The sequence below is a fragment of the Enterococcus sp. 7F3_DIV0205 genome (assembly GCF_002141365.2).
GTDB lineage: Bacteria > Bacillota > Bacilli > Lactobacillales > Enterococcaceae > Enterococcus_L > Enterococcus_L palustris.
The window spans coordinates 2,748,981-2,765,887 of record NZ_CP147244.1 but is presented as its reverse complement, the minus strand read 5'-3'; the positions used below and the strand labels follow the sequence as shown (position 1 = coordinate 2,765,887).

At 37.8% G+C, this 16,907-nt stretch carries 13 protein-coding genes; all 13 read right to left on the bottom strand.

From position 1 onward, the window contains the following. Nucleotides 1–13: 13 nt before the first annotated feature. The 13 genes from smc to recG all read right to left on the bottom strand — a co-directional run bounded on the left by smc (nucleotide 14) and on the right by recG (nucleotide 16,866). Complete coding sequence (gene smc, locus A5821_RS12950; RefSeq protein WP_086315150.1) at nucleotides 14–3,592, bottom strand: chromosome segregation protein SMC; 3,579 nt, start codon at nucleotides 3,590–3,592, stop codon at nucleotides 14–16. Nucleotides 3,593–3,615: 23 nt separating this feature from the next. Beyond that, nucleotides 3,616–4,308: a ribonuclease III gene (gene rnc, locus A5821_RS12945; protein ID WP_010770450.1), complete on the bottom strand. Its 693-nt coding sequence runs from the start codon at nucleotides 4,306–4,308 to the stop codon at nucleotides 3,616–3,618. Between the two features lie 234 nt (nucleotides 4,309–4,542). Beyond that, complete coding sequence (gene ndk / locus A5821_RS12940) at nucleotides 4,543–4,950, bottom strand: nucleoside-diphosphate kinase (RefSeq protein ID WP_086315148.1); 408 nt, start codon at nucleotides 4,948–4,950, stop codon at nucleotides 4,543–4,545. Nucleotides 4,951–5,107: 157 nt separating this feature from the next. After that, nucleotides 5,108–5,491, bottom strand: coding sequence for an ASCH domain-containing protein (locus tag A5821_RS12935; RefSeq protein WP_086315145.1), 384 nt, complete (start codon nucleotides 5,489–5,491; stop codon nucleotides 5,108–5,110). A 123-nt stretch (nucleotides 5,492–5,614) separates the two neighbouring features. Next, nucleotides 5,615–6,811, bottom strand: a complete 1,197-nt coding sequence (locus A5821_RS12930; protein WP_086315143.1) for an MFS transporter — start codon at nucleotides 6,809–6,811, stop codon at nucleotides 5,615–5,617. A 250-nt stretch (nucleotides 6,812–7,061) separates the two neighbouring features. After that, nucleotides 7,062–8,840 carry an oligopeptide ABC transporter substrate-binding protein gene (locus tag A5821_RS12925; protein ID WP_086315141.1) on the bottom strand — a complete coding sequence of 593 codons (1,779 nt, stop codon included), beginning with the start codon at nucleotides 8,838–8,840 and terminating at the stop codon, nucleotides 7,062–7,064. A 17-nt stretch (nucleotides 8,841–8,857) separates the two neighbouring features. Next, nucleotides 8,858–9,763 (bottom strand): ABC transporter permease, encoded by a 906-nt coding sequence (locus tag A5821_RS12920; protein ID WP_086315139.1) that lies wholly within the window; start codon nucleotides 9,761–9,763, stop codon nucleotides 8,858–8,860. Between the two features lie 31 nt (nucleotides 9,764–9,794). After that, nucleotides 9,795–10,757: an oligopeptide ABC transporter permease gene (gene opp4B / locus A5821_RS12915; protein ID WP_086315135.1), complete on the bottom strand. Its 963-nt coding sequence runs from the start codon at nucleotides 10,755–10,757 to the stop codon at nucleotides 9,795–9,797. Continuing rightward, nucleotides 10,757–11,701, bottom strand: coding sequence for an ATP-binding cassette domain-containing protein (locus tag A5821_RS12910; RefSeq protein ID WP_086315098.1), 945 nt, complete (start codon nucleotides 11,699–11,701; stop codon nucleotides 10,757–10,759). The genes opp4B and A5821_RS12910 overlap by 1 nt, the downstream gene beginning before the upstream one ends. Then, nucleotides 11,701–12,708, bottom strand: a complete 1,008-nt coding sequence (locus tag A5821_RS12905; protein ID WP_086315096.1) for an ABC transporter ATP-binding protein — start codon at nucleotides 12,706–12,708, stop codon at nucleotides 11,701–11,703. Before A5821_RS12905 ends, A5821_RS12910 begins: the two co-directional genes overlap by 1 nt. Nucleotides 12,709–12,935: 227 nt before the next feature. After that, the gene (gene acpP, locus A5821_RS12900; protein WP_010761893.1) at nucleotides 12,936–13,175 is read right to left on the bottom strand and encodes an acyl carrier protein; all 240 of its coding nucleotides are present in this window, start codon (nucleotides 13,173–13,175) and stop codon (nucleotides 12,936–12,938) included. 143 nt (nucleotides 13,176–13,318) lie between these two features. Further along, nucleotides 13,319–14,317 carry a phosphate acyltransferase PlsX gene (gene plsX / locus A5821_RS12895; RefSeq protein ID WP_086315094.1) on the bottom strand — a complete coding sequence of 333 codons (999 nt, stop codon included), beginning with the start codon at nucleotides 14,315–14,317 and terminating at the stop codon, nucleotides 13,319–13,321. A gap of 494 nt (nucleotides 14,318–14,811) precedes the next feature. Further along, nucleotides 14,812–16,866, bottom strand: coding sequence for an ATP-dependent DNA helicase RecG (recG, locus tag A5821_RS12890; RefSeq protein WP_422392078.1), 2,055 nt, complete (start codon nucleotides 16,864–16,866; stop codon nucleotides 14,812–14,814). Nucleotides 16,867–16,907: the final 41 nt, after the last annotated feature.

Genomic DNA, 16,907 nt, shown 5'->3' with positions numbered 1-16,907 from the left:
CTATCCTATACAACTAAGTTTCGGCAACGATTGCGCCGCCTTCTTTGACTTCTTCCAAACGAACAGAAACGATTTTCGACACACCGGATTCTTGCATTGTTACACCATATAAGACATCTGCCGCTTCCATTGTCCCTTTACGGTGAGTAACCACGATAAATTGCGTATCGTCTTCAAATTCACTTAAATAATGCCCAAAACGAGAAACGTTAGCGTCATCTAAAGCCGCTTCAACTTCATCCAAGACACAGAAAGGAACTGGTCTAACACGGATGATGGAGAATAATAACGCAATCGCTGTTAAAGCTCGCTCACCACCCGAAAGTAAGCTTAAGTTTTGTAATTTTTTACCTGGCGGCTGTGCTTCGATTTCTACCCCAGTATTCAGTAAATCTTCTGGATTTGTCAAAATCAGCTCTGCTCGACCACCACCAAACATATTTGGAAACACGACTTTAAACTGTGCTCGTATCGCTTCAAAGACTTCACTAAAGCGTGCTTTGACTTCTTCATCCATCTCACCCATTGTTTCGAACAACTGCTCTTTAGCGTCTAACAAGTCATCACGTTGAGACACTAAAAACTCATGGCGTTCATTCACTTGCTCGTATTGCTCGATGGCGTTGAGATTGACTGGACCTAAGCGTTCGATATCACGTTTCAAACGTTTCACTTCGATTTTTGCCTGCTCTTTGTCGATTGATAATTCATAATCTTCACTCGCGCGCTCGAAGGTTAAACTGTATTCTTCTTGCAGGTACTGCAACGAGTTATCTAGTTTGATTTCTGAACGGTTTTTCTCGACTTCGATTTTGGTTTGTTCCGTTAATAGATGTTGTTGTTGTTTATTCTCTTCAGCCAAACCTGTATCGATTCGATCGACTTGCTCTTGTAGTTGGTGCCGAGCTGTTTTCGCTTCTTGAATGCTTATTTGAAGTTGCTCTTTTTTCTCTGCTAGTTGTTCTAATTGAACCGCTAAGCTCTCTTCTGTGACTTGATGATCTGTTGAATGATCATTCAATTGTTGTAATTGCTGGCGTAATGCTGTTTCCCTTGCTAGGAATTCATCTAGCTGGGTTTGTTTTTCTACTACTTGCTCTGTTAAATGAGCCAATTGTTCAGCAGCGACCGCTTGATCTGCCTGCACTTGGTTGAATCGTTCAAACGCTTCAGCTCTTAACGTTTCCATTTGGCTCGCTTCTTGATCAACTTGCTTCATTTCTTGATCCAAACGTTCTTTTGTCTGATTCAGCTCTTGTTGTTGTTCCGTTAGTTCTTCTTTTCTTGCTTGATACTCCGTTAAAAACTGATGCAGTTCACGCGCTTCAAACTCAAACAGTCTTTTTTCTTTAGTCAAACGAGTGATCGTTTCTTCTTGATTAGCAAGTTTATTTTGCAACTCTTGCTGTCTCAAGCGGCTCGTTTCACCAGTGGAACGTAATTGCTCAAGTTCTTCATTTAATGCTTTGACTTCATCTGTTAATTGTTGGACTTCTTTTTCATTAGCTGTTAATTGCTTTTCAACTCGTTCCATCTGTTCAGTCAACGTTTGAAGTTCTTGTGTTTGAGAGAATAAACTACCTTGGTTGCCTCGTTTATTGGCACCACCTGTCATCGATCCTCCTGAGTTCATAACATCACCCTCTAAAGAAACGACGCGGTATTGGTAGTTTACAGCCTTCGCTAACTGATTGGCACTTTCTAGTGTCTCCGCTAACAATGTTACCCCTAAAAGATTTTGGATCACGTTACTGACATCTGCAGAGAATTGGACTAACTCGCTAGCAATTCCCAAAAAACCTGGAATGTTGCTGACACGCTCACGCACGGCGCTTGAAACATTTCTTGGTTTGATCGTGGTCAATGGTAAAAAAGTTGCTCGACCGCTGTGTTGTTGTTTCAAGAATGTGATTCCAGCACGTCCGTCTTTTTCTGTTTCCACAACTACATGTTGTGCCGCACCACCCAAAGCTGTTTCGATTGCTACAGTATAATCTTTCGGCACATCGATCAATTCCGCAACTGCTCCAACGATTCCAGTTAATTGGTCTTTATGTTTTAAAACGGCTCGAACCCCTTGATAAAAGCCTGAATAATTCTCTTGGATTTCTTGTAAGCTTTTTTGGCGAGCTTTGGCCTGTTGAACTTGGTTCATGGCTTGATACATATTTTTTTGTTTCACAGCCAGCTGACCTTGCTTTTGATCTAGTTTATTTTTTAATTGAGTATACTGTTCTCTTTGATCTGTTAATGATTGATCCGATGCGGATAAATTGGCTTCCAACTCTTCTTTTTCGGCTAGAGCATCTGTCATTTGTTTTTCTAACGCTTCATGTTTTTGAATTGATTGTTGGTTTTTAGCCGTTTCTTGTTGATATTGACGTTCCAAATATTTTAAATCGTTGGTAGTATTAGCTTGTTCTTGCATTACTTCTACATATTGGCTACGTAACTCTTCTAATAGTTCTTTTGAGGACTTACTGTACTTTTCAACTTCTAGTTCTGAAACTTTGATTGCCTCAACTAGTGATTCACGCTGCGTTCTTTTCTCAGCAACTTTTGCTTGTAGATCTTGTACTTCTTCACGATAGCGAGTGATTTTTTCGGCATTTTCTGCTAATGACTGCTGATATTCGCTTGTTGTCTGCATCGTATGTTTTGAGCGCTCGACTAAAACATCTTTTTGTCCCTCAGTTTGTTTCAGCGCTTCTGTGATTTGGAGCAACTGTTGCTGCTCTGTTTCGATTTGTCCATCCAATTTATTTCGTTTACCACGCAATTGGAACAATTCATCCTCTGAATCACGGATTTTTTTACTTGCAGCAGCTAGTTTTTCTTCAATCTCAGCAAGTTCAGCAGTTTTTATTTTCCAAACTTCTTTTGCAGCTTCGATCTCAGTTACCGTTAAACTAACGTCGATTTCAGTCAAGCTCTCTTTAAGCTTCAAAAACTCCTTGGCCGCTTCGCTTTGTGCAGCTAGAGGAGTCAGTTGATCTTCTAATTCATAGATGATATCTTGCACACGACTTAAATTATCTTCTGTTTCAAATAGTTTTTGTTCTGCTTTTTTCTTGCGTTGTTTATACTTTAAAACACCTGCAGCTTCTTCAAAAATACCGCGACGGTCTTCAGGTTTACTATTAAAAATCGCTTCAACTTTCCCTTGAGAAATGATTGAAAATGATTCTTTCCCTAAACCAGAATCCATAAATAAATCGTGGATATCTTTCAAACGACAAGCTTGTTTATTGATATAGAAATCACTTTCCCCAGTTCGACGATAGCGACGTGTCACACTGATTTCAGTAAAATCTAACGGTAAAAAATGATCACTATTATCTAAGACAACCGTTACTTCGGCAATATTCAACGCTTTACGACCTTCAGAACCAGCGAAAATAATATCCGGCATTTTGCCTCCGCGGAGGCTTTTTGCCGATTGCTCGCCTAGGACCCAGCGAATCGCTTCGGTGATATTACTTTTTCCACTGCCATTTGGTCCAACGACAGCCGTCACACCATTTTCAAACTCTATAACGGTTCGATCCGCAAAGGATTTAAATCCTGCGATCTCAATTCGTTTTAAATACACGAATAAAACGGCTCCTTCCAAGCTTACTCAGGATTTTGTTTCAGCGCTTTTTCAGCGGCATCCTGTTCTGCTAATTTCTTCGATTTTCCTTGGCCTGTTCCGATCAACTTTTCATTGACGTAAACTTCAACGAAAAAGATTCGATCATGGGCAGGACCTTCCTCATTAACTAAACGGTAGTCAATATTGACATCCCCTTGGCGTTGCAAAACTTCTTGTAAATGTGTTTTGTGATCCATCTCATGTGAAAAAGCACCGGCATCGATTTTAGGAAAAATGACTTCTGCAATAAATTTTTTGACTGCATCCACTTTTTGATCTAAAAATAAAGCACCTAAAAATGCTTCAAATAAATCACAAAGTAACGCTGGACGTGTTCGGCCGCCAGAATTTTCTTCACCTTTGCCCAGAAGAATATATTGGTCAAAATGACATTCTTTCGCAAATTTGGATAAACTATCTTCGCGCACGATCGCTGCCCGCATTTTCGTCAGTTTGCCTTCCGGCATTTCTGGGAATTGTTTATACAAATATTGAGAAACCAATAATTCTAAAACGGCGTCTCCTAAAAATTCTAATCGTTCATTGTCAGATAGTTTCAAATAGCGATGCTCATTCACATAGGATGAATGGGTAAAAGCCTGTTCTAATAGGTTGACATCATGGAAAACAATGCCGTAACGTTCTTTTAATTCTGTAGTTAACTGATTGTCCATTTGCTACATTCCTTTAAGTTTATTTACAACCTTCTCTATTATACTTTTTTTTGCGGAATTTTTAAATGGTTAGGGAGGAATTGCACTAAAATCACTGCTTAATTCATAGTATTTGAAGGATTTCCTAATAATTTTTGTGTATTTTTATCATAAACAGCACATTTTCTAGTATTCATTTGGATTGAAAAGATAAAAAGCGTTCAAGATTGATAACAAATCTTGAACGCTTTTGCTTTATTTTGATTCAGAAAAGAATCGTTTGATCTCAGCCATAGCCGCTTCCGGTGAATCTGATGCATGAATAATATTTTCATAGCTATTAGCACCATAATCTCCTCGAATCGTTCCCGGTTCAGCTTCTAAACAGTTTGTTGCACCAATCATTTTGCGAACAGTTTTAATGACGTTGGCTCCTTCTAAAACGAGATAAACGACTTCTGATGAGGTCATATATGTCATCATGTCTTCAAAGAAATCAAATTTTTTAACATGAGCATAATGTTCTTCTGCTAGTTCTCTGGACATTTTTGCTACTCTTAATTGGCTTAATTTTAATTGTTTTTTCTCAAATCGTTGAAGGATTTCTCCAACTAATTTACGTGAAACGCCATCTGGCTTGATGATAACTAGTGTTTGTTCCATTTGATTTCTCTCCCTATTTTTAAAATGCGTTTTGAAAGCGCTTAACAAAAAGATTATCATTCTTCCAAATTTATGTCTAGGATACAAGTGACAAAAAAAGAAGGTTCTTTGTCACTGTTAGATATAAGTCTTTGAAGTAGTCAGTGTAGAGAGACTATTAGTCCACCTTTTTAAAATATACACATTCCAATTTTGTGGTATCTGTCATTTCTTGGTTGTATTTTGATAAAAGATTCGTATAGTATTTCCAGTGAATATCATACCAATTCTGGAAACTTTGATCTCCTTCTTTGATTGCAAAATCATTCGTTATCGAGGCAAAAGTAGTGATTGTTACCTCTTCCACTTTAACTTCACACACTTTTCTATTTTGACTATCTTGAATAATCCATTTGTCTCCCACTTTAGTTGATTCTTTTACTCCGATTTCTTGCAAGTATAACAGTGAAGATGTTGCAACTTTTATCCCACTATCGACGAGATTTGCAAGTTGGTCCTGTTCATTTTCTTTTTCACCAAATTTAATTACTTTGTGGCCCATTCTATCATTCTCCTTAATTTTCGTTATACTCGTTCTTGTACGCTAAATATAAAAGCGAGTAGCTATGAACTCTACTTCATAACTACTCACTGTTTCCCTCTTACAGATTATCTCAGCTAAAAATTATTCATCAAATAATGACTCTTTATTCTTCGCTATCATAGCGACGACAAATAATAAAATTCCCGATAAGACAAATACTGTTCTCACACCAAGATACTCTGAAACTAGTCCCATAGAGACCGAAGCCAAAGAAAATGTTCCCGTATAAAGTACATTCATCGAAGCATAAATCGAAGCAAGTTTATCTTTTGGAATCTTCTGTTGTATAGCAGTCGCTTGAGGAATATTTTTGATTTGAGAAAATATCCCAACAAAGACAGAACAAATCAAAATAAATATAGGATGCCACCCTGGAACAACAAAAAAGGTCACAATAGCACCAAACAACGAACCTGTAATAACTGCTTTTGATTTATTTTGATTGATCCAATTTGAATATCTCATCACAATAATACTTCCAAGCATAGCTCCAGCAAAGTAAGTGGCGTTTATGTACCCCCACCAACTTTCAGAAACGTGTAAAACTTCTTTCACGTAAACTAACACGATCGCTGAAACCCAAGCTGTATTCGCAATATTCTCGAGAATATCCATCCTAACAACCACACGAACAAGCGACTGCTCACGAATCCCTTGCCAACCTACAAGAAAATTTTCCCATTCATTTTTTTCTGATTCTACGCGTTTAGTAACTTTTGGCAGCAGCCATAAAATAATAGCCGAAATCGCAAATACTCCTACATCCAACCACAAAAGATTCATCACCGAAAAAGTAATCAATAATGACGATCCGATCGCCCAACTACCTATGCTGACAACTTGTAACATGGTATTAAAAATACTATTGGCTCGAATCAAATAATGCTCACTAACATAGTGCGGTATTAAAGCTGTACTAACTGGTTCAGCACATCCGTCTAAAAAAGCAATACCTGCAATAAATACGTATAAAATGGTTAAATCAAGATGCTCGACATTCAACTGTAAATAAGTCGCTAAACCCGCTAAAATAATTGTCTTAAACAATTGGCTTACCTGCAAAATTTTTGATAGCGCTACACGCACCACGATCAATGGTGTCAACAATCCTGACAGAACCATACTCCCTGTGATAATGACGGGGACAGTTGATGCTGCTAATGCAGAATTCGTTAACGAAAAGACAGAGCTCACGATTGCAATCGTATAAATAGTATCACCAATATTAGAAATCATTTGACCTACAATAAGTTTGTTGAACGCTTTATTTTTATTCATTTTTCTCACCTTCACTTAGAAGAAACGAAAATTTCGTTCTTCATTTTTTTCGTTCTTGACCAAGTGAAGTATTTTAAATATTCATAGGTGATTTCCTCCAGATTCCATAAAGATTAGCATACTCTTTCATTTTCACTAACTTTTTTAACCATTTTCTCATACTATTACTTTTAGTTCAACCCTTCAACGCAAAAAGACACTTCCAAATACTAATGGAAGTGTCTTTTTTACTATCTTCTAGCCCAATAAATTAACGTTTTTCTGCTGTCAATTCAATATCATAGAAGTCTCTTGTTTCTTCATAATTCCAAGTAAATGATTTCACGCGATCATTAACTGGCATGATTTCGTTACGATATAATGTTGGAATAACTGGTGCTTGTTCAAACATATATTCTTGCCATGCATCGTATGCTTCTTTACGTTTTTTATCGTCAAATGACGCTTTTGAATCAATTGCTTTTAACAGTTTGTCATTTTCTTCTGAAGCAAAACGTGAGTAGTTGAATGCTGCGTTACGACTATATAATCCTGCTGGAGATGGCGCACTGTTGACACCCCAAGCAGCTTGGAATACGTCGATTTCTGGATCATCATTTTTGATTTTATCGTAGAATGCTTGGAAATCGATTAAACGGCCTGTTGCTAATTTCACATCTAAACCAATTTCTTTCCATTGTTGTAGATAGTAATCTGCTAAAGGTTGAGCTGTTTCGCCACCTGCCATTGAAGCAAAGTTGATGGTTAATTTTTCACCCTTAGGATTTTCTCTAAGGCCATCGCCATCTGTATCTTTATAACCAGCGTCATCTAAAATTTTCTTCGCTTTATCTAAATCATATTGATAGCCTTTAACATCTGTATTGTGCAATGTTTTGAAAATTGGTGGAATCAACGTTGTTGCACCAGTACGTAAGCCATTGTAGAATTTTTGTCCGATTGCATCATTATCCATCGCATAGCCCATTGCTTGACGTAATTTCACATCCGCCATTTTGGCATCTGGATTCATGATAACTTCGCCTTTTTCTTTATCAAATGTTCCTAATTTAAATCCAACATATGTGTATGCTAATTCTTCACGACCTAACATTTGATAGTCTTCTGAGTCTTTATAAGTTGGGAAGTTATCAGTTGGCATTGCGTAAACCATATCATATTTTTTCGCTTTCACTGCTTCAACGATTGAAGCAGTTGGCACGTTGGTAAATACAATTTTATCTAATTTAGGTTTTCCTTTGTAGTAATGTTCATTTGGTAAGTATTCCACAGATTCACCTGTTACGATTTTACTCATGTAGTAAGGACCGTATGTTACAGGATTTTTGCGGACTGCATCACTTTTTTCTTGGTCTTTGATTGGAATATCTTTAAAGATATGTTTCGGCATTGCACTTGTATAAACGCCACCGTCTAATTGTAGCATGCCTGGATTCATTTCTTTATAAGATACTTCGATTGTTTGATCATCTACTTTTTTGATACCTGAGATAGTGTCTGCTTTTCCATCATGGTACTCTTCCATTCCAACAATGTTAGTAAAGTTGTCATCATAGCGAATTCCTGTATAGTCTTTACTTCCAATCACTTCATATGGATAAATCAAATCATCAGCAGTTACAGGTTCACCATCTGACCATTTAATATTTTCTTTCAGAGTGATCGTTGCTTTTTTATTATCAACATCTAAATCTAACTTAGCAGCACCGTCATCTGTGATAACAAAATCTTCATCATAACTAAATAGTCCTTCATCAGAAGGTCTCATATAATGATAATCGTAAGCATCTTGATAGTATATTTTAGAAAATAATCCTTTAAACTGAGTATCTGACGCAACTGCAACTTCCAAAGTCCCGCCTTTGATTGCTTCTTTGTCATTTTTGACCTTCATTGTAAATTTACTGATATCCTCAGTTTCGACATTCTTGTTGCCTGAATCTGATTTCTTACCTCCACCGCACGCAGCTAATGTTACAGCTACCACTGCTGTTAATGTAATTAAACCCAAAAGTTTCTTGCTTTTCACACTACTTCCTCCTCTTCTTAACCTAAACGTTGTCTAGCATCTGCTGAACGTTTAAACGCTTGGCCAATATAATTTATACATAACATCATTACTAAAATCAGCACTGATGCAGGTACCCAGATCCATGTTTTATTTGCTAAAACATCGCCATTGCTGGCATATCCGATCAATGTTCCTAAACTCGGTACATTTGTCGGCAAACCAAATCCTAAGAAAGTCAATGTTGTTTCGATCCCGATATTTGCCGCAAAGTTGATCGTTAAGTTCGTGATGATCAATGAACTTAGATTTGGCATAATCTCTCGAAACATGATTTTAAAATCGCTTGTTCCTAGCGTCTTTGAAGCACTCACATAGTCTCTGCGAACCTCAGATAACGTTTTACTTCTAAACAACCGCGCTTTTGCGACCCAGTAAAAAGCACTCATGATTCCCACGAAGGACCAAACGTTATAGTTAGGAATGATCGTAACAAATACAATGATGATCATCATGATCGGCAAAATCATGATAAAATCAACCACACGCATCACTGCATTATCAAACATTCCGCCATAATATCCTGAAACAATACCGATACCTACACCGATGATCGATGTTAGAATCGTGATCGCAAAACCGATCACAACAGAATTACGAGCACCAATGATCAATTGACCAAGCACATCACGTCCGCCTTCATCTGCTCCTAATATGAAATTTCCACCAGGTTCGGCATATTTATCTAAAATACTGACTGTCATTACTTTGTCTTGATCGGTCAATAAAGCACCGATAAAAACAACCAATAGAATGGCTACTAACAGTACAAGTGAGAAAATCGCTAATTTATCTTTTTTGAATTCTCTTGCGATCATTCGAAATCCCATTGGTGGGATTGTTTCTGGTACAGCAACTGTTGTGTTTTCTTTATTTTTATCCATCTCGTCTCTCCCTCTCCTTAAAATTGATTTTCTATTGAACCCGAATCCGCGGATCTACAAGACTCATCACGATATCTGAAATCAGATTTCCGACGAGTGTCGCAACTCCTAAAATCAATACTAAGGCGGTGATTACTGCGTAATCCCGTTGTCCGATCGAGTCGATAAATAATTTTCCAATTCCTGGATAACCAAAGATCTTTTCGATAACTACTGAACCACTGATCAGAGCTGTGATTTCGTAGCTAAGTTGAGAAACAATTGGTAAAGAGGCGTTTCTGAAAATATGTCTTGTATAGACTTTATTTGTCGGTACCCCTTTTGAACGAGCTGTCCGCACATAATCCAAGGATTGAGAATCAATCACTTCATTACGTAAATATTGAATCGTGATCGCCGTTCCTAAAAGTGCTTGAGACAACGCTGGTAAAATCAAATGATAGAACCGATCCCAAATATACGCACCCGTTCCAGGTTCAACACCACTGGAAATCGAACCAGTTGTTGGGAACCAATCTAAACGATAGCCGAAAACAAAAAGCATCACTAATGCAAAAATAAATGGTGGCACTGCAAAACTGAAAAAGTTATAAATCACCACAAATTTATCTAAAATGGAGTTTTGATAACGACCCGATAAAACACCTAATGGTAAAGCGATCGCATACATGATCACAACTGTTACTAAGGATAGCAGGATCGTATTAATCGCACGACTGCCGATCAAGGTTGAAACGGGTAATTTAAAAATAAAACTCTCACCAAAATCGCCATGAAAAACATTGACGATCCAACGCACATATTGTGTTGTCCAAGGATCATTCAACCCAGCTGATTCACGCATTTTTTCAATCACTGCTGGATCGGTATTGGGGTTGATCAAACCAGTAAAGGGATCACCCGGCATCATTTTGGCTAACATAAAAATCAGTACGCTTAAAATCAAGATTTGAGGGATCATAAAGAGTACACGTCGTAAAATCGTTTTCCACATTAGATCTCACCTCCATCTTTTAGCGCTACTTGATGTGTTTCACTAATTTTACGTAAATCATATACGCGACCATTTTGATCGTAATAATCTTTTTGATGCTCGATATATTCTTTTTCTACTTGACGACGTTGCGCTTTGTGTTCTTCGCGATTTGCAACATCGATTTTAGGGATTGCTGATAATAAGCGTTTTGTATAGATGTGTTGTGGATTTGTGTAAATGTCCTGACGTGTTCCAATCTCTACAAAACGGCCTTTATACATAATTGCGATATTATCACACATATGCTTTACGACACCTAAATCATGTGAAATAAATAAGTAACTCAACCCATATTCTTCTTGGATATTTTTCATAAAATTCAACACTTGTGCTTGCACAGATAAATCCAACGCTGAAACTGGCTCGTCTGCAATAATCAACTTAGGATTCGTTGCAACAGCCCTAGCAACACCTAAACGTTGACGTTGCCCGCCTGAGAATTCATGCGGATACTTGTACAATGCATCTTCCGGCATTCCAACGATATCTAAAAGTCCTTTGACCTTTTTCTTTTCTTCTTGATCGCTCAATCGTTCAAAATTGCGAATTGGTTCAGCAATAATATCCAGCACACGTTTTTTAGGATTCAAGCTAGACATTGAATCTTGAAAAATCATTTGAACGTCTTTGTTGTATTTCATCGCTTTGCGGTTATGCGCTTTTGTCACATCTTTGTCCTGATATGAAATACTACCGCTCGTTACCTTTTCTAAGCCGATGATTGCTTTTCCAGTGGTTGATTTTCCCGAACCTGACTCACCAACTAAACCGTATGTTTTGCCTTTTTCGATAATAAAATCAACACCATCAACCGCCAATACATGATCAGTTACTCTATTAAAGAAACCGCTACGGATAGGATAATGAACTTTCAAGTCTTTGATTTGAATGATTTCTGCCATTATACTTCCTCCCGATCGTCTCTAAAATGGAAATGCTGATAACACGTACAACGGACAAAATGCCCTTCTGACACTTCATGCAAAGTTGGCTCTGCTTCATGAGCATCTTCTGAAATCCAAGGAATTCTTGGCGCAAAACGGCATCCTTTTCTTGGTAATTTACTCAACGAAGGTACCACCCCTTCAATTACGTGCAACTGACTATCATCTGAATTTTCTTGTGGAATCGATTGTAATAATGAACGTGTGTATGGATGTTTGGGATTGTTAAACAATTCTTCAGCCGTTGCAACTTCAACAAATTGCCCTGCATACATCACCGCTACCTTATCCGCCATTTCAGCTACTACACCTAAATCATGAGTGATCAAAATAATTCCAGAACCTGTTTCTTCCTGTAAATCCTTTAATAAATCCAAAATCTGTGCTTGGATCGTTACGTCCAATGCTGTTGTTGGTTCATCAGCGATAATGATTGCTGGTTTGCATGCAATCGCGATTGCAATGATCACACGCTGACGCATTCCTCCAGATAACTCATGAGGATATTGTTTTCCTACTCGTTCAGGATTTGGTATTCCTACTTGAGTTAATAGTTCAATCACTCGCGCTTGTTTTTGCTCTGTGTTCATATCTGTATGATAGGTCAAGCTTTCTTTTATCTGATCTTCAATTCGCATCAAAGGATTCAACGCCGACAATGGATCTTGGAAAATCATCCCGATATCGTTACCGCGTATTTTGTTATATAGTTCTTCATTAAATGTAGTCAAGTTCAAGTCTTTATAAATAATTTCTCCAGTTACACGGGTATTATTTGCATCATGTAACCCAATAATCGTTGTTGCTAAGGTACTTTTCCCACAACCAGACTCACCAACGATTGCCATGATTTCATTTTTTCCTAATTCAAAGGACACATCATCAACTGCATCATAGTACTCATCTTTAATACGAAAACCTGTGTGCAGATGTTGAACGTCTAATAATTGATTTCCATCACTCACTTTATACACTCCTCCACGCTAATTAAATCACTTATTACAATAAAAAAATCTTATTAAAAAACCATATCTTTTTAAACTTTTTCGGTATATTCTCATTGTAATCATTTTTAAGCAATTGTATATAATATTTGTAAAAATTGCAACATTTTGGTAATGCAAAATCGGCTATATGGTAAAAAAAGTGGAACAAAACAGGGTTTGTTTTGTTCCACTTTTTTCATTTCAAATTATAAGTTATTCATAATATAATCTACAGCGGCACCAACTGTTTCAATTTGCTCTGCATCTTCATCAGAAATTTCTGTACCAAACTCATCTTCCAGCTCTAAAACAAATTCCATTACACTAATTGAATCTGCATTCAAGTCATCTTTAATGTTTAATTGATCTGTCACTTTCTCAGCTTCAATATCAAAGTGGTTTGAGATAATCTTCGCTACTTTTTCAAGTACTTCTTCACGAGTCAACTGTATTCACCTCCACTGCTTTTGAAAAGCGTTCATCATGATTGAGTTAAACGCTATGATACATTGTACTCACAATTGATTGATTTGTCCATCTTTTTTTGCAAAACTATTACAATACGGTTGCAAATAGGTTGCGAAAATAGCTATTCTTTTGTTTCATAATAACGAACAAGTTGAGGTACGACCTCTGTTTTTAACATTGTATGAATCTGACGAATCGTATAACGAACAGCCTCTGGTCCAGTTGATCCGTGAGTCTTGATGACTGGTGCTTTCAATCCAAACAGAACCGCTCCACCGTGCTTAGAGTAATCCATTTCATCTTTCATACCACGTAACGCATTTTTTAGAAGTAATGCGCCCATTTTGCCTTTAAATCCTTCTGCCAGAATCGAAGATTTTAACAGTCCCATCATATTCAAGGCTGTTCCTTCGATTGATTTTAAAACAGCATTCCCTGTGAAACCATCAGTCACAACAACATCGGCTGCTCCACTTAGTAAATCACGTGCTTCCACATTACCAATAAAGTGAATTCCTTCTTCTTCTGAAAGCAATTCAAACGCTTTTTTAGTCAGCTCGCTGCCTTTCGTTTCTTCAGAACCATTATTCAAAAGCGCCACACGTGGCTTCGTGATATTTCTAACTTTTTCGGCATAAAAAGAACCTAGCACTGCGTATTGAACAAGATGCTCTGGCTTATTATCGGCATTCGCCCCTAAATCCAACATATCAAACCCGCCATCTGGTTGACCAATAACTGGCAAAGTCGACATCAAACCTGGACGTTCAACGTTTTTGATACGCCCAACGATAAATAATCCTGCGGCTAATAACGCACCTGTGTTACCTGCAGAAAAAATTGCATCAGCTTCTCCATTTTTGACCGCTTGTGCTGCCAACACCATGGAAGCTGTCTTCTTACGACGAATCGCTTTTACTGGCTCATCATCACTATTGATTTTTTCATCCGTATGGATAATCGTAATATTCGTTTCATCTGTTACATATTTTTTAATTTCATCTTCTTTTCCATAAAGTAAAAACTCAATCTCTGGAAAATCCTGTTTGGCTAACATCACGCCTTCAACAATAGCTTGCGGCGCATGATCGCCACCCATTGCATCAACTGCAATCTTCATAACATAGTCCCTCCTAGGTAAATTACAATAAGTAGTATAACATATTGAAAAGCGGAACAAAGCGTTTAACTCTCATGAAACCGAGTAGGTACCCTTCTACATCAACTCAGTTCATTCATTGTGTGTCAGGGCAATTAGGAATCTGACTAGGAAACGCTTTTAGTTTCATAGGCAGATTATCTATTTTCCTTGAGAGTTGCTTTGTGCAGCTAGATCATACCGAAAAGCGGAACGAGCCGTTTAGACCTCGATCAAATTAGGAAAATGCTGGAAAGATGCTCTTTATCTTTTCAGCATTTTGTCTATTTGTTGAGAGGTCTGGCTCGTGTAGCTAGATCAGCGAAAAGCGGAACAAAGCGTTTAACTCTCATGAAACCGAGCCTTTGTTTTTGACACTTAGAATTGAGGAGATCGAAATAAAATGTAGTAGGTACCTCTCTACATCAACTCATTTCATTCCTTGAGAGTTGCTTCATACAGTTCCAAATCTTTTTTTAATCAAAAAATTGCTGCTCACCATCATTCGGCTTGATTTTATCAGCCACTCCACGATACTCTGGTAACACCCACCATTGTTCCTTTTTCCAAATATCGCTTGCTTCTTGACGAGCGACTTCAAGAATATTGAAATCTGTCACAATATCTCCAACAGCAAATTGTGGTACACCAGATTGTCTAGCACCAAATACTTCTCCTGGTCCTCGCAATTCTAAATCCTTTTCGCTCAACACAAAACCATTATTGGTCTCGGTCATGATTTTCATCCGTTCTACGCCCATTTCATTTTTCGGGTTAGCAACTAAGATACAGTATGACGCATCTGAGCCACGGCCAACACGACCACGAAGTTGATGAAGTTGTGCCAATCCAAAACGATCCGCATCCATGATCAGCATAACCGTTGCATTTGGAACGTTGACCCCAACCTCAATTACTGTAGTAGAAACAAGAAGCTGCAAATTATTTTCTTTAAACTCCTGCATAATTTCTTCTTTTTCTTGATTCTTCATTTTCCCATGAAGTAATCCAACCTGATAAGTAGGATTGAAAAAAGCGGACATATGCTCAAAGATCTCTGTCGCATTTTTAACATCTAACGCTTCTGATTCTTCTATTAATGGACAAATCACATAGGCCTGATGACCACGGGCCAATTCTTTTTCCATCCACTCTAAAACAGTATCTAATTGAGGTGGTCGGATCCAACGTGTTTCTATCGGGATACGGCCAGCTGGCATTTCATCAATGATCGAAACATCCATTTCACCAAAAGCTGTAATCGCCAACGTTCTAGGAATAGGCGTCGCTGTCATAAATAAGACATCCGGTTTTAATCCCTTTTCTCTTAAGATTCGGCGTTGATTCACACCAAATCGATGTTGTTCATCGGTGATTACCAAACCTAATCGATGGAATAAAACATCTTCTTGGATCAAAGCATGGGTGCCAATGATAATATCGATTTCACCTGTCGCTAATTGCTCAAGAATTTCTCGACGCTCTTTGGTCTTAGTCGACCCAGTAAGTAGCGCTGTACGAACTTCTAAAGGATCATATAGTTGTTGGAGGCTTTCCATATGTTGTTGCGCTAAAATCTCTGTGGGGACCATTAAGGCCCCTTGAAAGCCAGCGGTCATCGTTGCATAAAGAGCAATCGCCGCAACCACTGTCTTACCACTTCCAACATCCCCCTGTAACAAACGCTGCATATGGTTTGGACTCATTAAATCTCGACAAATTTCATTTGTTACTTTTTTTTGAGCTGCAGTCAGTTCAAAAGGCAGTTTTTGCGTAAATGATTTTAAACGATCCACATCATACTGAATCATCAACCCATTTTTTTCAGCTTTCTCTTGTCTCTTCAGGCCTTGCATTTTCAGTTGGAATAAGAAAAATTCTTCAAAAACAACGCGCCGCTTCGCTTGATGACTTTCTTCTGGATTACTAGGAAAATGCATCGCAAGCATTGCTTTTTCTCTTGGCATCAAACGATATTTCTCCAATAGATTTTCTGGTAGAATTTCAGGAATCAAATTCCCATATTTTTCAAACCCAGTACGAATCAGCTGAATCAAACTACTTTGTCTAACTTTTTTATTTACATGATAAATCGGAGCAAAATCTTCTCCATCGTTTTTTGCCGCTAGAATTTTCATGCCATTCAAGGATTTCCGTTTAGCATCCCATTTTCCGTAAACAGCTATTTCTTCTGACATGACGATTTTATCTTTCAAATAGGGTTGGTTAAAGAAGGAAACATTGATCACCGCATGGTCTTGCATCATCCGAAACATCATTCGACTTTTTTTATAGCCATAGCGGCTCACAACTGGCTCAGATACAACTAAACCTTTTAACGTGACTTTCTCTTGATCTTGAATCTCATTTAATTCCTTTTCTTGGATATCATCATAGCGAAAAGGATAGTAGGATAGCAAATCTTCAATCGTTTGAATACCTAGCTCTTTTAAGTTTTCCGCACGTTTTGGTCCAACTCCTGGCAAGACACCGATATCATCTGATAGGTTCACCACTGTTCCTCCTTTCATTAATAGATACGTGATTTACTCTCTATTTGTTTATTTTCTAT